General features: G+C 60.8%; 14 protein-coding genes. 9 read left to right on the top strand and 5 right to left on the bottom strand.

The features are described 5' to 3' along the window. Positions 1-59: 59 nt before the first annotated feature. Positions 60-1,373, bottom strand: a complete 1,314-nt coding sequence (locus AC1DRN_RS11935) for an ATP-binding protein (protein WP_223462725.1) — start codon at positions 1,371-1,373, stop codon at positions 60-62. A gap of 115 nt (positions 1,374-1,488) precedes the next feature. After that, positions 1,489-2,229 (bottom strand): osmolarity response regulator transcription factor OmpR, encoded by a 741-nt coding sequence (ompR, locus tag AC1DRN_RS11930; RefSeq protein WP_007972873.1) that lies wholly within the window; start codon positions 2,227-2,229, stop codon positions 1,489-1,491. A gap of 362 nt (positions 2,230-2,591) precedes the next feature. On the opposite strand from ompR, the gene AC1DRN_RS11925 reads away from it, so the two are divergent. From AC1DRN_RS11925 to tauD, 7 genes are all read left to right on the top strand, one after another. Further along, complete coding sequence (locus AC1DRN_RS11925; RefSeq protein ID WP_457265708.1) at positions 2,592-4,916, top strand: Tex family protein; 2,325 nt, start codon at positions 2,592-2,594, stop codon at positions 4,914-4,916. Then, on the top strand, positions 4,916-5,299 hold the full coding sequence (locus tag AC1DRN_RS11920; RefSeq protein ID WP_223462723.1) for a PaaI family thioesterase: 384 nt from the start codon (positions 4,916-4,918) through the stop codon (positions 5,297-5,299). The genes AC1DRN_RS11925 and AC1DRN_RS11920 overlap by 1 nt, the downstream gene beginning before the upstream one ends. A gap of 273 nt (positions 5,300-5,572) precedes the next feature. Further along, entirely contained in the window at positions 5,573-7,156 is a 1,584-nt protein-coding gene (gene gshA / locus AC1DRN_RS11915; protein ID WP_223462722.1) for a glutamate--cysteine ligase, read from the top strand. A 233-nt stretch (positions 7,157-7,389) separates the two neighbouring features. Continuing rightward, positions 7,390-8,367, top strand: a complete 978-nt coding sequence (gene tauA / locus AC1DRN_RS11910) for a taurine ABC transporter substrate-binding protein (RefSeq protein ID WP_457265709.1) — start codon at positions 7,390-7,392, stop codon at positions 8,365-8,367. A gap of 15 nt (positions 8,368-8,382) precedes the next feature. Further along, positions 8,383-9,177, top strand: a complete 795-nt coding sequence (tauB, locus tag AC1DRN_RS11905) for a taurine ABC transporter ATP-binding subunit (protein WP_457265710.1) — start codon at positions 8,383-8,385, stop codon at positions 9,175-9,177. Continuing rightward, positions 9,174-10,007 carry a taurine ABC transporter permease TauC gene (tauC, locus tag AC1DRN_RS11900; protein WP_223462720.1) on the top strand — a complete coding sequence of 278 codons (834 nt, stop codon included), beginning with the start codon at positions 9,174-9,176 and terminating at the stop codon, positions 10,005-10,007. Before tauB ends, tauC begins: the two co-directional genes overlap by 4 nt. A 133-nt stretch (positions 10,008-10,140) precedes the next feature. Next, positions 10,141-10,983, top strand: coding sequence for a taurine dioxygenase (tauD, locus tag AC1DRN_RS11895; RefSeq protein ID WP_223462719.1), 843 nt, complete (start codon positions 10,141-10,143; stop codon positions 10,981-10,983). Positions 10,984-11,157: 174 nt separating this feature from the next. On the opposite strand, the gene mgrA is transcribed toward tauD, so the two are convergent. After that, on the bottom strand, positions 11,158-12,195 hold the full coding sequence (gene mgrA, locus AC1DRN_RS11890; protein WP_223462718.1) for an L-glyceraldehyde 3-phosphate reductase: 1,038 nt from the start codon (positions 12,193-12,195) through the stop codon (positions 11,158-11,160). Between the two features lie 237 nt (positions 12,196-12,432). Here mgrA and AC1DRN_RS11885 point away from each other — a divergent pair, with 237 nt between their 5' ends. Then, the gene (locus AC1DRN_RS11885; protein WP_223462717.1) at positions 12,433-12,696 is read left to right on the top strand and encodes a hypothetical protein; all 264 of its coding nucleotides are present in this window, start codon (positions 12,433-12,435) and stop codon (positions 12,694-12,696) included. Positions 12,697-12,720: 24 nt separating this feature from the next. Here the strand turns inward: AC1DRN_RS11885 and betT are convergent, their stop codons facing one another. Continuing rightward, on the bottom strand, positions 12,721-14,676 hold the full coding sequence (gene betT / locus AC1DRN_RS11880; protein WP_223462750.1) for a choline transporter BetT: 1,956 nt from the start codon (positions 14,674-14,676) through the stop codon (positions 12,721-12,723). Positions 14,677-15,079: 403 nt separating this feature from the next. Further along, positions 15,080-16,006, bottom strand: coding sequence for a serine O-acetyltransferase EpsC (gene epsC / locus AC1DRN_RS11875; protein ID WP_223462716.1), 927 nt, complete (start codon positions 16,004-16,006; stop codon positions 15,080-15,082). Positions 16,007-16,196: 190 nt separating this feature from the next. Between epsC and AC1DRN_RS11870 the strand changes: the two genes are divergently transcribed. Then, the gene (locus tag AC1DRN_RS11870; protein WP_223462715.1) at positions 16,197-17,189 is read left to right on the top strand and encodes a D-cysteine desulfhydrase; all 993 of its coding nucleotides are present in this window, start codon (positions 16,197-16,199) and stop codon (positions 17,187-17,189) included. The last annotated feature ends 68 nt before the right edge of the window (positions 17,190-17,257 follow it).

Below are 17,257 nucleotides of genomic sequence, written 5' to 3'. Positions count from 1 at the left end.
TCCTGTGGGAGCGAGCTTGCTCGCGATGGGGCCATCAGCCTCACTGAAAAATTCAGGTTTTAAACGGCATCCCGCGGCAGCATCAACCCCAATGGCAACCGCACCCGCGCTTCCAGCCCACCACCCGAGCGGTTACGCAGCTCAACGTTGCCACCATGCATCGAAGCAATCCGCTTCACGATTGCCAATCCCAACCCGGTGCCCTTGCCACCGCGGGCACGATCACCGCGGGTGAACGGGTTGAAGATGGCCTCAAGTTCCGAAGGATCGATCCCGGCGCCACGATCCATGACGCTCAGCACCACGTATGGCGCGGCAGTGTCACCAGAGACATAGGCCGCCACCTCCACACCGCTGCCGGCATGATGCAGCGCATTGCCGATCAGGTTGTTCAGCAGCCGCTTCATCGACACACGACGCAACGGAAACGGCTGGATCGGCTCCAGGCGCAGCCGCACTTTCTCTTCATTCTGGTTGTAGGGCGCAGCGACCTCACGGACCAGATCACTCAGGTCAACCTCTTCCACCGACTCGTCTCGCCCGTCGCGAATGAACGCCAGGAACTGATCGAGAATCGCATCCATGTCTTCGATGTCACGCACCATGTCGTCGGTCAGGTCGGTGCGATCGCCCATCAATTCCAGGGACAGACGCAAGCGGGTCAACGGCGTGCGCAAATCATGGGAAACACCGGCCAGCATCAGTTCGCGCTCGCGACCAGCCTGCTCGACGTCTTCTGCCATCTGGTTGAAGGCTCGGTAAACCTCGGTCATCTCACTCGGCGTATCGCTGATCGGCAGGCGCACGCTGCGACCCTGGCCGAGTTGCCGTGCGGCATACACAAGACGCTTCAAAGGTTGATTGAGCTGGCTGACGAAGATCCACGCAGACGCCGTGGACAGCAGACCGATAGCAAGGAACCAGCCGAGCACATTCCAGATTTTCTGACCACGCAACGGGTGCGGATACAACGGCACTTTCAGCCAACCTTCACCCAGGCTCGGAGCACGAACCCACAATGCCGGGGGAGAATGCATGCGTAGTCGCACTTCGGTGTCCGGCCCCAACTCGGTCTGCATCTGTCGCTGGTAAATCTCACTGTATGGCCAATGTTGCTCGCCTTCCGGGACACCGGCACCCACTACCCGAATCAGGGGTGCACTATCGGCAATCTTTGCTCGGTTCTCTTCATCAGCCGCCCAGTAGGCACGCAGCACCAGGGCGACACCGTGGCTGTATTGGCGGTCCACCAGCACGTCTTCGTTCATCAGCAGATAAACCAGGGTCAGCGCCTTGGAGAAGAGAACGACGATGAGCACCAGCCAAAGGGTGCGAGAGAAGAAGCTCTGGGGAAACCAAACGGGGGTTTTCATGGATAGCCGTTAAACACTTGCAGGAGCGAGCAATGCTCGCATATTGCGGATCGCGAGTCTGCGGACAGGATCGATTGATCCGTTATCCGCATGACCCGCTCCTACAAATCGCCAATCACTTGGTGGCGGTACCATCCGGAACAAACACATAACCCACACCCCAGACGGTCTGGATGTAACGCGGTTTGGAGGGGTCGGGTTCGATCATCCGGCGCAGACGGGAAATCTGCACATCGATGGAACGCTCCAGGGCATCCCACTCGCGGCCACGGGCCAGGTTCATCAATTTGTCGCGGGTCAGCGGTTGACGTGCATTCATCACCAGGGCCTTGAGCACAGCGAATTCACCGGTGGTGAGCATGTGCACTTCTTCGCCGCGCTTGAGCTCGCGGGTGGCCAGGGACAACTCGTAGTCACCGAAGGTCACGCTTTCGTCTTCGCTGCCCGGAGCGCCAGGCACCGGAGCCGACTGGCGACGCAATACCGCCTTGACGCGAGCCATCAGCTCATCGGGGTTGAACGGCTTGGCCAGGTAATCGTCGGCGCCCAGTTCCAGGCCCTTGATGCGGCTCAGCTCGTCGCCCTTGGCGGTGAGCATGATGATCGGAATCTGGTTGTTCGCGTTGCGCAGACGGCGGCAGGCGGTCAAGCCGTCTTCGCCGGGCAACATCAGGTCGAGGACGACCAGGTTGAATACTTCGCGCGCCAGCAGGCGATCCATCTGCTCAGTGTTCGGTACGGCGCGGGCGCGGTAGCCCTTGCTGACGAAAAAACGCTCCAGCAGGCTGCTCAGCCCCGGATCGTCGTCAACGATAAGAATTTTTTCGCCTTCAGCAGTTTGTGCAGTGCTGCTCATTGGATGCTCCCTTTGATCTCGGCGCGCATTATGGCGTAGCTGCCGTTATACGCACCGTGTGCATTGTTAGCAGATTTTTCCTATACCGCCAGAAAACCGGCCATTGCACCGGCAACCCGCGATGCCCCCGAATGCCGTAACGCTGGTTATAATGCCCGGCCTTTTGTGTCAGGCAACATCAGACAGGTACTACAGACGGACGCGATTTATTTTTATCGCGTCAGCAGTAATTGTTCGATTTCACGGGTCAACGCAATGCCTGTTGACCCAGGCAGCGGCGCTGGCCAGGCCGCTCAACCAGACTCGCGAAGGCCCTATTTCCGCGCCTGCGAGCCTGCTTTCACAATTTGTCAGGTGGTTTTATGGACAGCATCAACAGCCGCATCGCCGAGGAACTCGGTGTACGCCCACAACAGGTCGAAGCGGCCGTCGCGCTACTCGATGAAGGTTCTACCGTTCCCTTCATCGCCCGTTACCGGAAAGAAGTGACCGGCAGCCTCGACGATACGCAATTGCGTCATCTGGAAGAGCGCCTGCGCTACCTGCGAGAACTCGACGAACGGCGTATCAGCATCCTCGCCAGCATCCAGGAGCAGGGCAAGCTGACCCCGCAACTGGAACGCGATATCAAGCTCGCCGATACCAAGACCCGTCTCGAAGACTTGTACCTGCCGTACAAGCAGAAGCGCCGCACCAAGGGTCAGATCGCCCTGGAAGCCGGCCTCGGCGACTTGGCGGACGGTCTGTTCAACGATCCGTCCCTGAGCCCGGAAACCGAAGCCGCACGCTTCATCGACGCGGAAAAAGGCGTGGCCGATGTGAAGGCAGCCCTCGAAGGCGCCAAATACATCCTGATGGAGCGCTTCGCCGAAGATGCCAGCCTGCTGGAGAAGCTGCGCAACTACCTCAAGCAGGAAGCCACCCTCAGTGCCCGCGTGATCGCCGGCAAGGAAGAGGAAGGCGCCAAGTTCCGCGATTACTTCGAACACGACGAACCGCTCAAAAGCATGCCGTCGCACCGCGCGCTGGCGATTTTCCGTGGCCGCAACGAAGGCATCCTCAGCTCCGCGCTGAAAGTCGGCGACGAACTGCCGGGCAGCATGCACCCGTGCGAAGGCATGATCGGCCAGCAATTCGGCATCCAGAACCAGAACCGCGCCGCCGACAAATGGCTGGGCGAAGTGGTGCGCTGGACCTGGAAGGTCAAGCTCTACACCCACCTGGAGACCGACCTGCTGGGCGAGCTGCGCGATGGCGCGGAAACCGAAGCGATCAACGTCTTCGCCCACAACCTGCACGACCTGCTGCTGTCGGCCCCGGCCGGCCCGCGCGCCACTCTGGGCCTGGACCCGGGCCTGCGCACCGGTTGCAAGGTCGCCGTGGTTGACTCCACCGGCAAACTGCTGGATCACGCCACGGTTTACCCGCACGTGCCGCACAACAAGTGGGACCAGACCCTCGCCGTGCTCGCCGCCCTGTGCGCCAAGCACTCGGTGGACTTGATCGCCATCGGCAACGGCACCGCCAGCCGCGAGACCGACAAGCTGGCCGCCGAGCTGATCAAAAAATACCCGGCCATGAAGATGACCAAGGTCATGGTTTCCGAGGCCGGCGCATCGGTTTACTCGGCATCGGAACTGGCTTCCAAGGAATTCCCGGATCTGGACGTGTCGATCCGTGGCGCGGTGTCGATTGCCCGTCGCCTGCAAGATCCGCTGGCGGAGCTTGTGAAGATCGATCCGAAATCCATCGGCGTCGGCCAATACCAGCACGACGTGTCGCAGCTGAAACTGGCCCGTGGCCTGGATGCGGTGGTCGAGGACTGCGTTAACGCCGTTGGCGTGGACGTGAACACCGCTTCCGTGGCGCTGCTGGCACGGATCTCCGGCCTCAACGCGACCCTGGCACAGAACATCGTCAGCCACCGCGACGAGCACGGCGCGTTCAAGACCCGCGCCGCGCTGAAGAAAGTCGCTCGCCTGGGTGAAAAAACCTTCGAACAGGCCGCCGGATTCCTGCGCGTCATGAACGGTGAAAACCCACTGGACTCGTCGGCGGTTCACCCGGAAGCCTATCCGCTGGTTCAGCGCATCGCCGCCGAAACCGACCGTGACATCCGCTCGCTGATTGGCGATGCCACGTTCCTCAAGCGTCTCGATCCGAAGAAGTACACCGATGAAACCTTCGGTCTGCCGACCGTGACCGACATCCTCCAGGAGCTTGAAAAACCAGGGCGCGACCCGCGTCCCGAGTTCAAGACTGCCGAGTTCCAGGAAGGCGTCGAAGACCTCAAGGACCTACAACCGGGCATGATCCTCGAAGGCGTGGTGACCAACGTGACCAACTTCGGTGCCTTCGTCGATATCGGCGTGCATCAGGACGGTTTGGTGCATATCTCCGCGCTTTCGGAGAAGTTCATCAAGGATCCACGGGAAGCGGTGAAGGCCGGTGACGTGGTGAAAGTGAAGGTCATGGAAGTGGACATCCCGCGCAAACGCGTAGGCCTGTCGATGCGCATGAGCGACACCCCGGGCGAGAAAATCGACGGCGCTCGCGGCGCACGTCCGGGTTCGGCGCCACGCCAGTCCCAGAACACCGCACCGCGCAAGGAAACCACGGCGGCAGCACCGGGCAACAATGCCATGGCTTCGCTGTTCGCCAATGCCAAGCAGTTGAAGAAACGCTGATGGACATTCCCGCCGGGCTGACCGAAAGCGCGTTTTTCAAGCTGCTGGGCTGCCGCTTGCACAGTCTGGAAACCGGGGTAGCGCAAGTCGCCCTGGCGCTGGAACCCGAGCTGCGCAATCGCGGCGGCAAGCTGCACGGCGGGGCCTTGTTCAGCCTGGTGGACATTGCCATGGGGCTGGCCTGTTCCAGCACCCACGGCTTTGACCAGCAGAGCGCGACCATCGAGTGCAAGATCAACTACATCCGTGCCGTCTCAGACGGCGAGGTGATGTGCACGGCGCGGGTGATCCACCCGGGTCGCCGCACATTGGTGGTCGAGGCCGATGTGATGCAGTGCGACAAACTGGTCGCAAAAGCACAAGGCACGTTCGCTGTCCTGTAGCTACCGGTCATCGATTTGAGTTAATTTCGGCGCAATGAAACTTGTGGGAGCGAGCTTGCTCGCGATGGCGGTGTGTCAGACGACAATAATGTTGACTGATAAACCCTCATCGCGAGCAAGCTCGCTCCCACAGGGATTGTGCAGTTACTGACTGACCGGCACATGGCCTGTGCGGCTCGAAAAACCAGGCGAAAACGCCAGTTTTAACTTCACCCTTGTAGACCGTCTTGCCCACCCCCATATTGGGGCGACTGACGCGTGAAGGAATCCAACTTGAGCGAACTTCTCAACCGCCGCCTGGCTCTGCTCGGCGAGCGCGCTAACCTCTCTCTGCTCGAACAGTGCCTTCACGGCATCGAACGTGAATGCCTGCGCGTGACCGATGAAGGTCGCCTGGCGCAAACGCCGCACCCGGAAAGCCTGGGTTCCGCGCTGACCAATGAACAGATCACCACCGACTATTCCGAGTCGCTGCTGGAGTTCATCACCCCGGCCCTGCCCGATCCTGCCGATACGCTGGCGAGCCTGGACAGCATTCACCGTTTTGCCTACAGCAAGCTCGGCAACGAGTACCTGTGGAGTCCGTCGATGCCTTGCCCGTTGCCGGCCGAGGAAGACATCCCGATCGCCTACTACGGCACGTCCAACATCGGGCAGCTCAAGTACGTGTACCGCAAGGGCCTGGCCCTGCGTTACGGCAAGACCATGCAGTGCATTGCCGGCATCCACTACAACTTTTCCCTGCCGGAAAAGCTCTGGCCGCTGCTCAAGCAGGCCGAAGGTTTTGTCGGCACCGACCGCGATTTCCAGTCGTCGTCCTACATCGCGCTGATCCGCAACTTCCGCCGCTACAGTTGGCTGCTGATGTACCTGTTCGGCGCGTCGCCAGCACTGGACGCCGGTTTCCTGCGCGGTCGTTCGCACCAGTTGGAACAACTGGACCCGCAGACCTTGTACCTGCCGTACGCCACCAGCCTGCGCATGAGCGACCTGGGTTACCAGAGCAACGCCCAGGCCGGCCTGACGCCGTGCTACAACGATCTGAACAGCTACACCGACAGCCTGCGCAAAGCGGTGGCCACGCCGTATGCACCGTACGTCGAAGTCGGCACCCACCAGGATGGCGAGTGGGTACAGCTCAACACCAACATCCTGCAGATCGAAAACGAGTACTACTCCAACATCCGCCCGAAACGCGTGACCTATACCGGTGAACGCCCTATCCAGGCACTGATGGCCCGGGGTATCCAGTACGTTGAAGTGCGCTGCCTGGACATCAACCCGTTCCTGCCGATGGGCATCGACCTCACCGAGTCGCGTTTCCTCGATGCGTTCCTGCTGTACTGCGCATTGAACGACAGCCCGCTGCTGACCAATACCAGCTGCGGCAACGCGACCTCGAACTTCCTCAGCGTGGTCAAGGAAGGTCGTCGTCCGGGCCTGCAACTGCAACGGGATGGCCAACCGGTTGACCTCAAGGAATGGGCCGGCGAGTTGCTGGAGAAAATTGCTCCTCTGGCGGCGATGCTCGACCAGAGCCATGGCGGCGATGCCCACAGCAAGGCGCTGGACGCCCAGATGGCCAAGGTCCAGGACCCGTCCCTGACGCCGTCGGCCCAGGTATTGGTGGCCATGGCCGAGCACAAGGAGAGCTTCGCCCAGTTCTCCCTGCGCCAGAGCCAGGCCCATGCCGAGTTCTTCCGCAGCGAGCCGTTGGCGGCTGAGGAACAGGCGAAGTTTGAAGAGCGGGCGCGTTCGTCGCTGGCTCAACAGGCTGAGCTGGAACAGAACGAAGTCGGTGATTTCGATGTGTTCGTCGGAGCGTACCAGGCGAGCATTCTGGCGATCAGCAACTGAGCGTCGAAGGTCCTGCGGACCTTATCGTCGGAACGCCGCCCGGAGCAAGCTCGCTCCCACAGGAACTGCGCAAATCCTGTGGGAGCGAGCTTGCTCGCGATAGACCGCGCAGCGGTCTCTCTGAGAATTTTCCCCTCATAAGCTAATTCTAAAAAGTTATTTATTTTAGAATTCTTAGATCATTTAGTCTCTTTCTCACGCCGACACTCGGTCGCCTGACAAGGAGCTTTCTGATGAAACTGACTTTCCCTCTACGCTTGCTGGCGGCCGCTTCCTTGGCTACCGCAAGTTTTTTTGCCCAGGCGGCCGACTTCACCGTCGCCTACCAGACCACCGTTGACCCGGCGAAAGTCGCCCAGGCCGACGGCGCCTACGAAAAGGCCACCCAGGCCGATATCAGCTGGCGCAAATTCGACAACGGTGCCGATATCATCGCTGCCATCGCCTCCGGCGACGTGCAGATCGGCTACCTCGGCTCCAGCCCTCTGACCGCCGCCATCACTCGCAAAGTCCCGGTAGAAACCTTCCTCATCGCCACCCAGATCGGCGCCGCCGAAGCCCTGGTCGCCCGCGACGGTTCCGGGATCAAGACCCCGCAAGACCTGATCGGCAAGAAAATCGCCGTGCCATTTGTGTCCACCGGTCACTACAGCCTGCTCGCTGCGCTCAAGCACTGGAACATCGACCCATCGAAAGTCACCGTTCTCAACCTGGCTCCACCCGCGATCATTGCCGCCTGGAAACGCGGTGACATCGATGCCACTTACGTGTGGGACCCGGCCCTCGGTGTCGCCAAGGAAAACGGCAAGGTACTGATCACCTCCGGCGAGCTGGCCAAGTTCGGCGCACCGACCTTCGATGCCTGGATCGTGCGCAAGGATTTCGCCGAGAAGCATCCGGAAATCGTCACTACGTTCGCCAAAGTGACTCTGGACGCCTACGCCGATTACCGCAAAGACCCGCAAGCCTGGCTCGCCAACCAAGGCAACGTCGACAAACTGGTGAAGCTCTCCGGCGCCAAGGCCAGCGACATTCCATTGCTGCTGCAAGGCAACGTCTACCCGCTGGCAGCTGACCAGGTGCTCACCCTCGGCGCACCGACTACCAAAGCCATCACCGACACCGCGGCGTTCCTCAAGGAGCAAGGCAAGGTCGAGGCCGTGCTGCCGGACTACGCGCCCTACGTCAGCGCCAAGTTCATCACCAACTGATCGGGAGTCAACGCGATGGCCTTGCTACAGCTGGAGCGCATCAGCGCACAGTACCCCGGCAACCCGGAACCGGTGTTGGCGGATATCTCCCTGAGCCTGGGCCCCCGGCAATTGCTGGTCGCCCTTGGCCCGTCCGGCAGTGGCAAGACTTCGCTGTTGAACCTGATTGCCGGTTTCGTCGAGCCCAGCGCCGGGCGCATCACCCTCGACGGCGTGCCAGTCCAAGGCCCGAGTGCCGAGCGTGGCGTGGTGTTCCAGGACGACGCGTTGCTGCCGTGGCAAGACGTACTGGCCAATGTCGGGTTCGGTCTTGAACTGGCCGGCATCGCCCGGGACAAACGCGAAGCTCGTGCCAGGGAAATGCTCGCCCTGGTCGACCTTTCCGGTTTTGAATTGCGCCGCATCTGGCAGCTTTCCGGCGGCCAGAAGCAGCGTGTCGGCCTGGCCCGCGCCCTCGCCGCCGACCCGCGTGTGTTACTGATGGACGAACCTTTCGGCGCCCTCGACGCCTTCACCCGCGAGCAGATGCAGGAACTGTTGCTGCAAGTCTGGCAACGCACCGCCAAACCGGTGTTCCTGATTACCCACGACATCGAAGAAGCCGTGTTCCTCGCCACCGACCTGATTCTGTTGGCGCCCAACCCTGGGCAAATCGTCGAGCGCCTGAGCCTCGATTTCGGTCAGCGTTATGCCGCCGGCGAGTCGGCTCGCTCGATCAAGTCCGACCCGCGTTTTATCGAAACCCGCGAACACGTACTCGCCAAAGTGTTCTCCCAACGCAGCGCCGCCCAGCGGCAGGAGCGCGCATGAGCAGCTACGAAATTCCCGTCGCGGCGATAACGCCAGGCACCACCGTGATTCCGGCAAGTCGCCGTTTGAGCACTCGCTGGATCAGTGTGCTGACACTGGTCGCTCTCCTTGTTATTTGGTGGGCCGTAACCGCGACCGGTTTGATCGAACCGCTATTCCTGCCGCCACCTTCCGCCGTACTGCAAAAAGGTTGGCTGCTGGCGACTTCGGGTTACATGGATTCAACCCTGTGGCAGCACCTGGGCGCGAGTCTGGGCCGCATCGGCCTGGGCCTCGGTTTTGCGATTCTCACCGCCGTGCCAGTGGGAATCGCCATCGGCGCCAACCGTATCGCCCGTGGCGTGCTCGACCCGCTGATCGAGTTCTACCGGCCGATTCCGCCGCTGGCTTATCTGCCACTGATCGTGATCTGGTGCGGCATCGGTGAATTGTCGAAAGTGCTGCTGATCTACCTGGCGATCTTCGCCCCGATTGCCATCGCCACCGCCACCGGTGTGCGCACGGTCGACCCGGCCAAATTGCGTGCCGCGCAGTCGCTGGGTGCGACCCGCGCGCAGTTGATTCGCCACGTCATTTTGCCCAGTGCCTTGCCGGATATCTTGACCGGTGTGCGCATTGGCCTCGGCGTGGGTTGGTCGACGCTGGTCGCCGCCGAATTGATCGCCGCCACCAGCGGTCTGGGCTTCATGGTGCAATCGGCTGCGCAGTTTTTGGTCACCGATGTGGTGCTGCTGGGGATTCTGGTGATCGCGCTGATTGCCTTTGCCATGGAGTTGGGCCTGCGTGCCCTGCAACGCAAACTGGTGCCGTGGCACGGCCAAAATCACTGACAGTATTCATGTGGGAGCGAGCTTGCTCGCGATGACGGTTGCACATTCAACACCTGTGTCGCCTGACAATCCGCTATCGCGAGCAAGCTCGCTCCCACAAAAAGCTCGGCACACCGGATTGAAGAGAACCACCATGAGCCAACTGACCATCGTTCCTCTAAGCTCCGCCCTCGGCGCGCAAATCAGTGGCATCGACATCAGCCAGCCGCTGAACCTGGAGCAGCGCGATGCCATCGAGCAGGCCCTGCTCAAGCATCAAGTCCTGTTCTTCCGCGACCAGCCAATCACACCACAGCAACAGGCGCGGTTCGCCGCGAGTTTCGGCGACCTGCACATTCACCCGATCTACCCCAACGTGCCGGAACAACCGCAAGTACTGATCCTCGACACCGCCGTCACCGACGTGCGCGATAATGCGATCTGGCACACCGACGTGACCTTTTTGCCGACCCCGGCCATGGGCGCCGTGCTCAGCGCCAAGTTGCTGCCGGCGTTTGGCGGCGACACGTTGTGGGCCAGCGGGATTGCGGCGTATGAAGCCCTGTCGGCGCCGATGAAAACCTTGCTCGAAGGGCTGACCGCCACCCACGATTTCACCCGTTCATTCCCGCTGGAGCGCTATGGCAACACGCCCGAGGCGCTGGTCCAGTGGGAAGAGGCACGACGCAAGAATCCGCCGCTGTCGCACCCGGTGATCCGCACGCACCCGGTCAGCGGGCGCCGCTCGCTGTTCGTCAACGAAGGCTTCACCTCGAAGATCAACGAACTGTCGGAAACCGAAAGCGGGGCGATTCTGAAGTTCCTGTTTGCCCATTCAACGCGGCCGGAGTTCACCATTCGCTGGCGCTGGCAGCAGGACGACATTGCGTTCTGGGACAACCGCGTGACTCAGCATTACGCGGCGGATGATTACCGCCCGGAGCGGCGGGTGATGCAGCGGGCGACTGTGTTGGGGGATGTGCCTTTCTTTCGCTGACCCCTGAAATCTTTGCTGTCAGGACTGGCCTCATCGCGAGCAAGCTCGCTCCCACAGGTTCGGCGGTATTCACAGGATTTGTGTACGACAAGGACACTGTGGGAGCGAGCTTGCTCCGGGCGGCGTTCCGACGATGGCGATCTGAAAGGCGCCGAATAGTCCGGCACCCACTACTTACTCAGCAGTAGAAGGCTTCTCCCAAAGATTGATCCCACCCTCCTGGGCAAATCGGTCAATCTCCGCCAGTTCCTCTGCACTGAAGCTCAAATTCTTCAACGCCCCGACGTTCTCGATGATCTGCTCCGGCCGGCTCGCACCAATCAATGCCGACGTGACCCGTGGATCGCGCAGGGTCCAGGCCAGCGCCAGTTGCGCCAGACTCTGGCCACGACGCTTGGCGATTTCATTGAGTGCCCGCACCTGGGCGATGTTGGCCTCGGACAAATGCGACGCCTGCAACGAACCACCGCCCGGACGATTGACCCGTGCATCCGCCGGCACACCGTTGAGGTATTTGTCGGTCAACAAGCCCTGAGCCAGCGGGGTGAAGGCAATCACGCCAGTGCCAAGTTCGTCAGTGGTGTCCAGCAGGTCTTTTTCCACCCAGCGGTTGAGCAGGTTGTACGCCGGTTGATGGATCAGCAACGGGACTTTCCATTCCTTGAGCAACTGGGCCATTTCACGGGTTTTCACCCCGGAATAGGACGAGATGCCGATATACAAAGCCTTGCCCTGTTGCACCGCTGCGGCGAGTGCACTGGCGGTTTCTTCCAGCGGYGTATCCGGATCAAAACGGTGGGAGTAGAAGATGTCGACGTAATCCACGCCCAAGCGTTGCAGACTCTGGTCGAGGCTGGCCAGCACGTACTTGCGTGAACCGCCGCCCTGACCGTAAGGGCCGGGCCACATATCCCAACCAGCCTTGCTGGAAATGATCAGTTCGTCGCGGTACTGCTTGAAGTCTTCGCGCAGCAAACGGCCGAAGTTGATCTCGGCGCTGCCGTACGGAGGGCCGTAGTTGTTGGCCAGGTCGAAGTGGTTGATGCCCAGGTCGAATGCCGTGCGCAACAAGGCGCGCTGGGTATCGATCGGCGTGCTGTCGCCGAAGTTGTGCCACAGGCCCAACGACAGCGCCGGCAGCACCAGGCCGCTGCGGCCCACGCGGCGGTAAGGGATGGAGTCGTAGCGGTTTTCGGCAGCGGTGTAAGTCATCGAATCCTCTCTTGTCGGTCTTGAATCTGGTCTCGACTGCTTCGCCAGTCGCCCAGCATACGCCCGCACGGACGCCAAAAAACCTGGGACTCGACTAAATGCTGAAACGTTTCACAGAAATTCAATCTGCCCGGAGACATGAACAAAACAGCGACAGGCTTGCGCGATCTGGGCCGACAGGAACAAAGTCGCCAAAGCAACGAAGACGCGATAGCTATCGCAAGGATGGAAGAAACCATGCACACCACGATCATCATCATCACCTTCGGCCTGGTCCTGCTCGCGATGATGCTGTTCATCGGCGAGAAACTCGGCTTCAGCCGTCAGACACTCACCTACAGTTTCGTGATCCTGTGGCTGGCGTTGACAGTGATCAACGGCGCCATCGGCGTGGTGACCGCCGGCCAGGCATTGAGTACGGAACTGGGGATCGGCACGATGGTGTTCAGCATTCCGGTGGCGGCGCTGGTGTTGTTCATGGTGCTGAGCGCCGAGAGCTGAAAAGCCCCGGCGCCCTGCCCGCGATCAACGCACCAGATGCAGGAACTGCATGTGCCGTTCGTACTGGTCGAGGATGTCGTTGATGATCTGCTCCTTGGTGTAGCCCACCAGATCGTAGTTTTGGCTGCCCTCGCTCAAATGCACTTCGGCGCGGTAGTAACGACGGTTGTTGAGCTCCTTGGAACCCATGCCACCCCGGGCAAACGACGGCGTAAAGTAGCCGCGCATTTGCACCTGGTAGATAAATGGATGTTCGTCACCGTGACCGATTTCCAGGCTGACGCTGTCGTTGACCGGTTCTGGATGCGTGATGACCTTGAGGCCCTTCTCGATGAATACCGCCGAGACCTCTTCAATCGCCGGGCGCACCGTCGTATCGAGGAAGCGATAAACCTCATCCCGCGACGGGAAATGCACGGCCTGGCTCAAACGCTGACGCCACCCGCCCCGCCGTGATCCGGACACCGGTGCCAGTGAATGCATCTGCGCAATCTGCTTCTGCGACTCCAGATAAAACGCCTTGTGCAGCCCCCACATCATCAACAGCAGAATCAATGAGAACGGCAGCGAGGTCAGGACCACCGCCGACTTCAACGCATCGATGCTGCCGGAGAACAGCAATGCACTGGTCACCAGCGCAGTCATCGCGCCCCAGAACACCCGCAGCCATTTCGGCCCGTCTTCATCGGGATTGCCGCCCTTGGCGGACAGCGTCGACAGCACCACGGTGCCGGAGTCGGCGGAGGTGACAAAGAACACGAAGCTGATGAACACCGTGACCGCGATGACGGTTTTGCTCCACGGGTAGGTTTCCAGCAGCAGGTAGAGCGCCATCGACGGATTGTCGATGGCCGACATGCCGAGCGCGCTCATGCCGTGGTTGAGCACTTGATCGATGGCGCTGTTACCGAAAATCGACATCCACGCCAGGGTGAAGCCGAGCGGGATCAGCAGCACGCCGAAAACGAATTCGCGAATCGTCCGGCCACGGGAAATCCGTGCGATGAACAGGCCCACGAACGGCGACCATGCAATCCACCAGGCCCAGTAGAACACCGTCCAGCCGCCGAGCCAGTCGCTGGGTTTGCCGTAGGCGTACAGATCAAAACTCTTCATTGGCAAGGCGCCGAGATAGTCGCCGACGTTCTGGATCAGCGTGTTGAGCAAGTGCTGCGTGGGGCCGGCGAACAACACGAACAGCAACAGCGCACAGGCCAGCAGCATGTTGATATCGGACATGACCCGCACACCCTTGTCGACGCCGGATACGGCAACGATGATCGCCGCGCCCATCATCAAGGTGATCAGGCCGACCTGAATCCATTGGGTATGGGCGATGCCAAACAGGTAGTCGAGACCCGAGTTGAGGTGCAACACGCCGAAGCCCATGTCGGCGCCGAGGCCGAACACCGTGGCGATGATGCCGAAGCCGTCCACCGCGTAACCGATCGGGCCGTTGATGCGCTTGCCGATCAGCGGATACAGCGCCGAACGCAGGGCCAGTGGCAGGTTATGCCGGTAGGCGAAGTAGGCCAGCGCCATGCCGACAAAGGCGAACACACCCCAGCCGTGAAGGCCCCAGTGCAGAAACAGAATCTGCATCGCCTGGCGCGCCGCATCTGCCGTACCAGCCTCACCTTGGGGCGGTTGCAGCATATGGGTCAGCGGCTCGGACACACAGAAGAAAAACAGAGTGATGCTGATCCCCGCGGCGAACAGCATGCCGGCCCAGGACAGGTAACTGAATTCGGGTTCGTCGTGGTCGGCACCGAGCTTGATCTTGCCATAGCCGGACAAGGCGGTGACCACCACGAAGACCAGATAGAGGGTCATCGCCAGCAGGTAATACCAGCCGACCGTGTCGGCCGCCCAGTTTTGCGCCGCCAGCAACCAGGCACCGGCCTGCTCCGGCATGGCGATGACAACGACACCAAACAACAGGATGAAACTCGCCGAGAACCAGAACACCGGCGGATTCATGCGGATCAGACCGTTTGGAGGGATGGACGATGCACTCATGTTCGGTGCACCTCGGAGGGGTAAAACGTGGCTGTAGAAATCGGACTCAGCAAAGGCAAGCCTCCGGTTGTGAGCGGGCAGCGAACCGCCGGTTTAACTTGAATGAACGTTCAAGTTAAACATGGATAGGGGGCTAAGGACTAATCGCAGGGCTCGGCGGTACTGGTTGTACGCTAGCTCAAGGGAGGGTTCGACGCAGGATTAGATCAGGGCCACTGGCTCGATTCGGTTTGAAATCCAATCGCGRGCAAGCYCGCTCCCACAGGGGGTCCGGGTTGAACACAAAAGCTGTGAACACCAGGAAACCCTGTGGGAGCGGGCTTGCCCGCGAAGAGGCCAGAACAGTCAGCGAAGATTCAGGAGACTACTTCTGCGCCCCATCATCATGCTGCAGATTCGCCTGGGTCAGGTTGCTCCCCGCCGGCACGCTACGGGTCAGCCAGACATTGCCACCGATGGTCGAACCCTGACCGATGGTGATCCGGCCAAGAATCGTCGCCCCGGCATAAATCACCACGTCATCCTCGACAATCGGATGCCGTGGCTGGCCCTTCTGCAACTGACCGTCTTCGTCCGCCGGGAAGCGCTTGGCGCCCAAAGTCACCGCCTGATAAATCCGCACGCGCTCGCCGATGATCGCGGTTTCGCCGATCACCACGCCGGTACCGTGGTCGATAAAGAAACTGCGGCCGATCTGCGCGCCGGGGTGAATGTCGATGCCGGTTGCCGAGTGGGCGATTTCCGCACTGATCCGTGCCAGCAGCGGTAAACCGGCGCGGTACAAATGGTGGGCCAGCCGATGGTGAATCACCGCCAGAATCCCCGGGTAGCACAACAGCACTTCATCGACACTGCGCGCCGCCGGGTCACCGTGATAGGCCGCCAGTACGTCTGTGTCCAACAGGCTGCGCAACCCAGGCAAGGCGAGGGCGAAGTCTTGAATGATCTGGATGGTTCTGGCTTCGACTTCGGTATCGGCCTGGGCACTGTGGCGCGCGGCGTAGCGCAATTCGAGTCGCGCCTGGGCCAACAGCGCATTCAGCGCCACATCCAGCGTATGACCGACGTAGAAGTCTTCACTCTCCTCACGCAAGTCCACCGGCCCCAGGCGCATCGGGAACAACGCGCCGCACAGGGCTTCGAGAATGTCCGCCATGGCTGCGCGGGACGGCAATTCGCGACCGCCCTGCTCGCCGCTGGCCCGGCCGTTTTGAGCACGCCACTGTTCACGTGCCGTGCGCAGCTGGCTGACGATGGTCTGCAATTGCCAATGGCTGGAACGCTCACTCACGGTAAAAACTCCTCACGGGCGGCCGGACTGTCTGGCCGCACTGACGGCGATTACTTTACGGCAAGGGTCGCGAGGCAAATTAAGAACCAATAGTGCTGTGCTCAGATCGATTGGCTATAAGCGATTGAAGGTTGCCCAGGCTTTTGGGCGTGCCTATAGTCCTGAAATCCTCCACGGCCAGTACGGACTCATGATCAAACAACAGCTCGCCCGCTTTAACCGCCTCGACCTGCTCGGTCAACCCACCGCCCTGGAAAAACTCGAACGCCTGTCGACATGGTTGGGCCGCGAGGTGTACGTCAAGCGCGATGACCTGACGCCGCTGGCGATGGGCGGCAACAAGCTGCGCAAACTCGAGTATCTGGCCGCCGATGCCTTGGCCCAGGGTGCCGACACCTTGATCACCGCCGGCGCGTTGCAATCGAACCATGTACGCCAGACGGCCGCCATTGCCGCCAAGTTGGGTCTGGGCTGCGTAGCCCTTCTGGAAAACCCTCTCGGCACTGACGACAGCAATTACACCGGCAACGGCAATCGGCTGCTGCTCGACCTGTTCGATACCAAGGTCGAACTGGTGGAAAACCTCGACAACGCCGACGAACAACTGCAAGCCCTGGCTGGCCGACTGCGCAGCAACGGCAAGAAGCCCTATCTGGTACCGATCGGTGGTTCAAATGCCCTGGGTGCTCTGGGCTACGTGCGCGCCGGGCTGGAACTGGCCGAACAGATCAAGGACACGGGCCTGAAGTTCGCCGCCGTGGTCCTGGCCTCGGGCAGCGCCGGCACTCACAGCGGACTGGCGCTGGCCTTGAGTGAAGCACTGCCGGATCTGCCAGTGATCGGCGTGACGGTCTCGCGCAGCGATGAAGATCAGCGGCCAAAGGTTCAAGGCTTGGCCGAACGCACCGCCGAGCTGCTGGGTGTGAACCTGCCGGACGCTTTCAAAGTCGAGTTGTGGGATGAGTATTTCGCCCCCCGTTATGGCGAACCGAACGCCGGGACACTGGCGGCGGTGAAGCTGCTGGCGGGTCAGGAAGGCTTGCTGCTGGACCCGGTCTACACTGGCAAGGCCATGGCGGGCTTGCTGGACGGGATCGGGCGTCAGCGTTTCGACGAAGGCCCGATTATCTTCCTGCACACCGGTGGGGCACCGGCGTTGTTTGCCTACAAAGACTTTCTCTGACTGACCGTTCCCGCGCTCGCGTGGGAACGTATTTGAATTAATATTCAAATAAAGAATAACAAATAGAA

The sequence above is a fragment of the Pseudomonas sp. P5_B3 genome (assembly GCF_056400405.1).
Note: the sequence above shows the minus strand (reverse complement) of the source record. Positions and strands in the feature narration are given on the sequence as shown.

Bases quoted from the DNA above. Each gene is read 5' to 3' on its own strand.
- betT (WP_223462750.1), bottom strand. From the start codon at position 14,676: ATGAATCCGCCGGTGTTCTGGTTCTCGGCGAGTTTCATCCTGTTGTTT.
- AC1DRN_RS11925 (WP_457265708.1), top strand. From the start codon at position 2,592: ATGGACAGCATCAACAGCCGCATCGCCGAGGAACTCGGTGTACGCCCA.
- AC1DRN_RS11870 (WP_223462715.1), top strand. From the start codon at position 16,197: ATGATCAAACAACAGCTCGCCCGCTTTAACCGCCTCGACCTGCTCGGT.
- AC1DRN_RS11920 (WP_223462723.1), top strand. From the start codon at position 4,916: ATGGACATTCCCGCCGGGCTGACCGAAAGCGCGTTTTTCAAGCTGCTG.
- tauD (WP_223462719.1), top strand. From the start codon at position 10,141: ATGAGCCAACTGACCATCGTTCCTCTAAGCTCCGCCCTCGGCGCGCAA.
- AC1DRN_RS11885 (WP_223462717.1), top strand. From the start codon at position 12,433: ATGCACACCACGATCATCATCATCACCTTCGGCCTGGTCCTGCTCGCG.
- AC1DRN_RS11935 (WP_223462725.1), bottom strand. From the start codon at position 1,373: ATGAAAACCCCCGTTTGGTTTCCCCAGAGCTTCTTCTCTCGCACCCTT.
- tauA (WP_457265709.1), top strand. From the start codon at position 7,390: ATGAAACTGACTTTCCCTCTACGCTTGCTGGCGGCCGCTTCCTTGGCT.
- tauB (WP_457265710.1), top strand. From the start codon at position 8,383: ATGGCCTTGCTACAGCTGGAGCGCATCAGCGCACAGTACCCCGGCAAC.
- tauC (WP_223462720.1), top strand. From the start codon at position 9,174: ATGAGCAGCTACGAAATTCCCGTCGCGGCGATAACGCCAGGCACCACC.
- ompR (WP_007972873.1), bottom strand. From the start codon at position 2,229: ATGAGCAGCACTGCACAAACTGCTGAAGGCGAAAAAATTCTTATCGTT.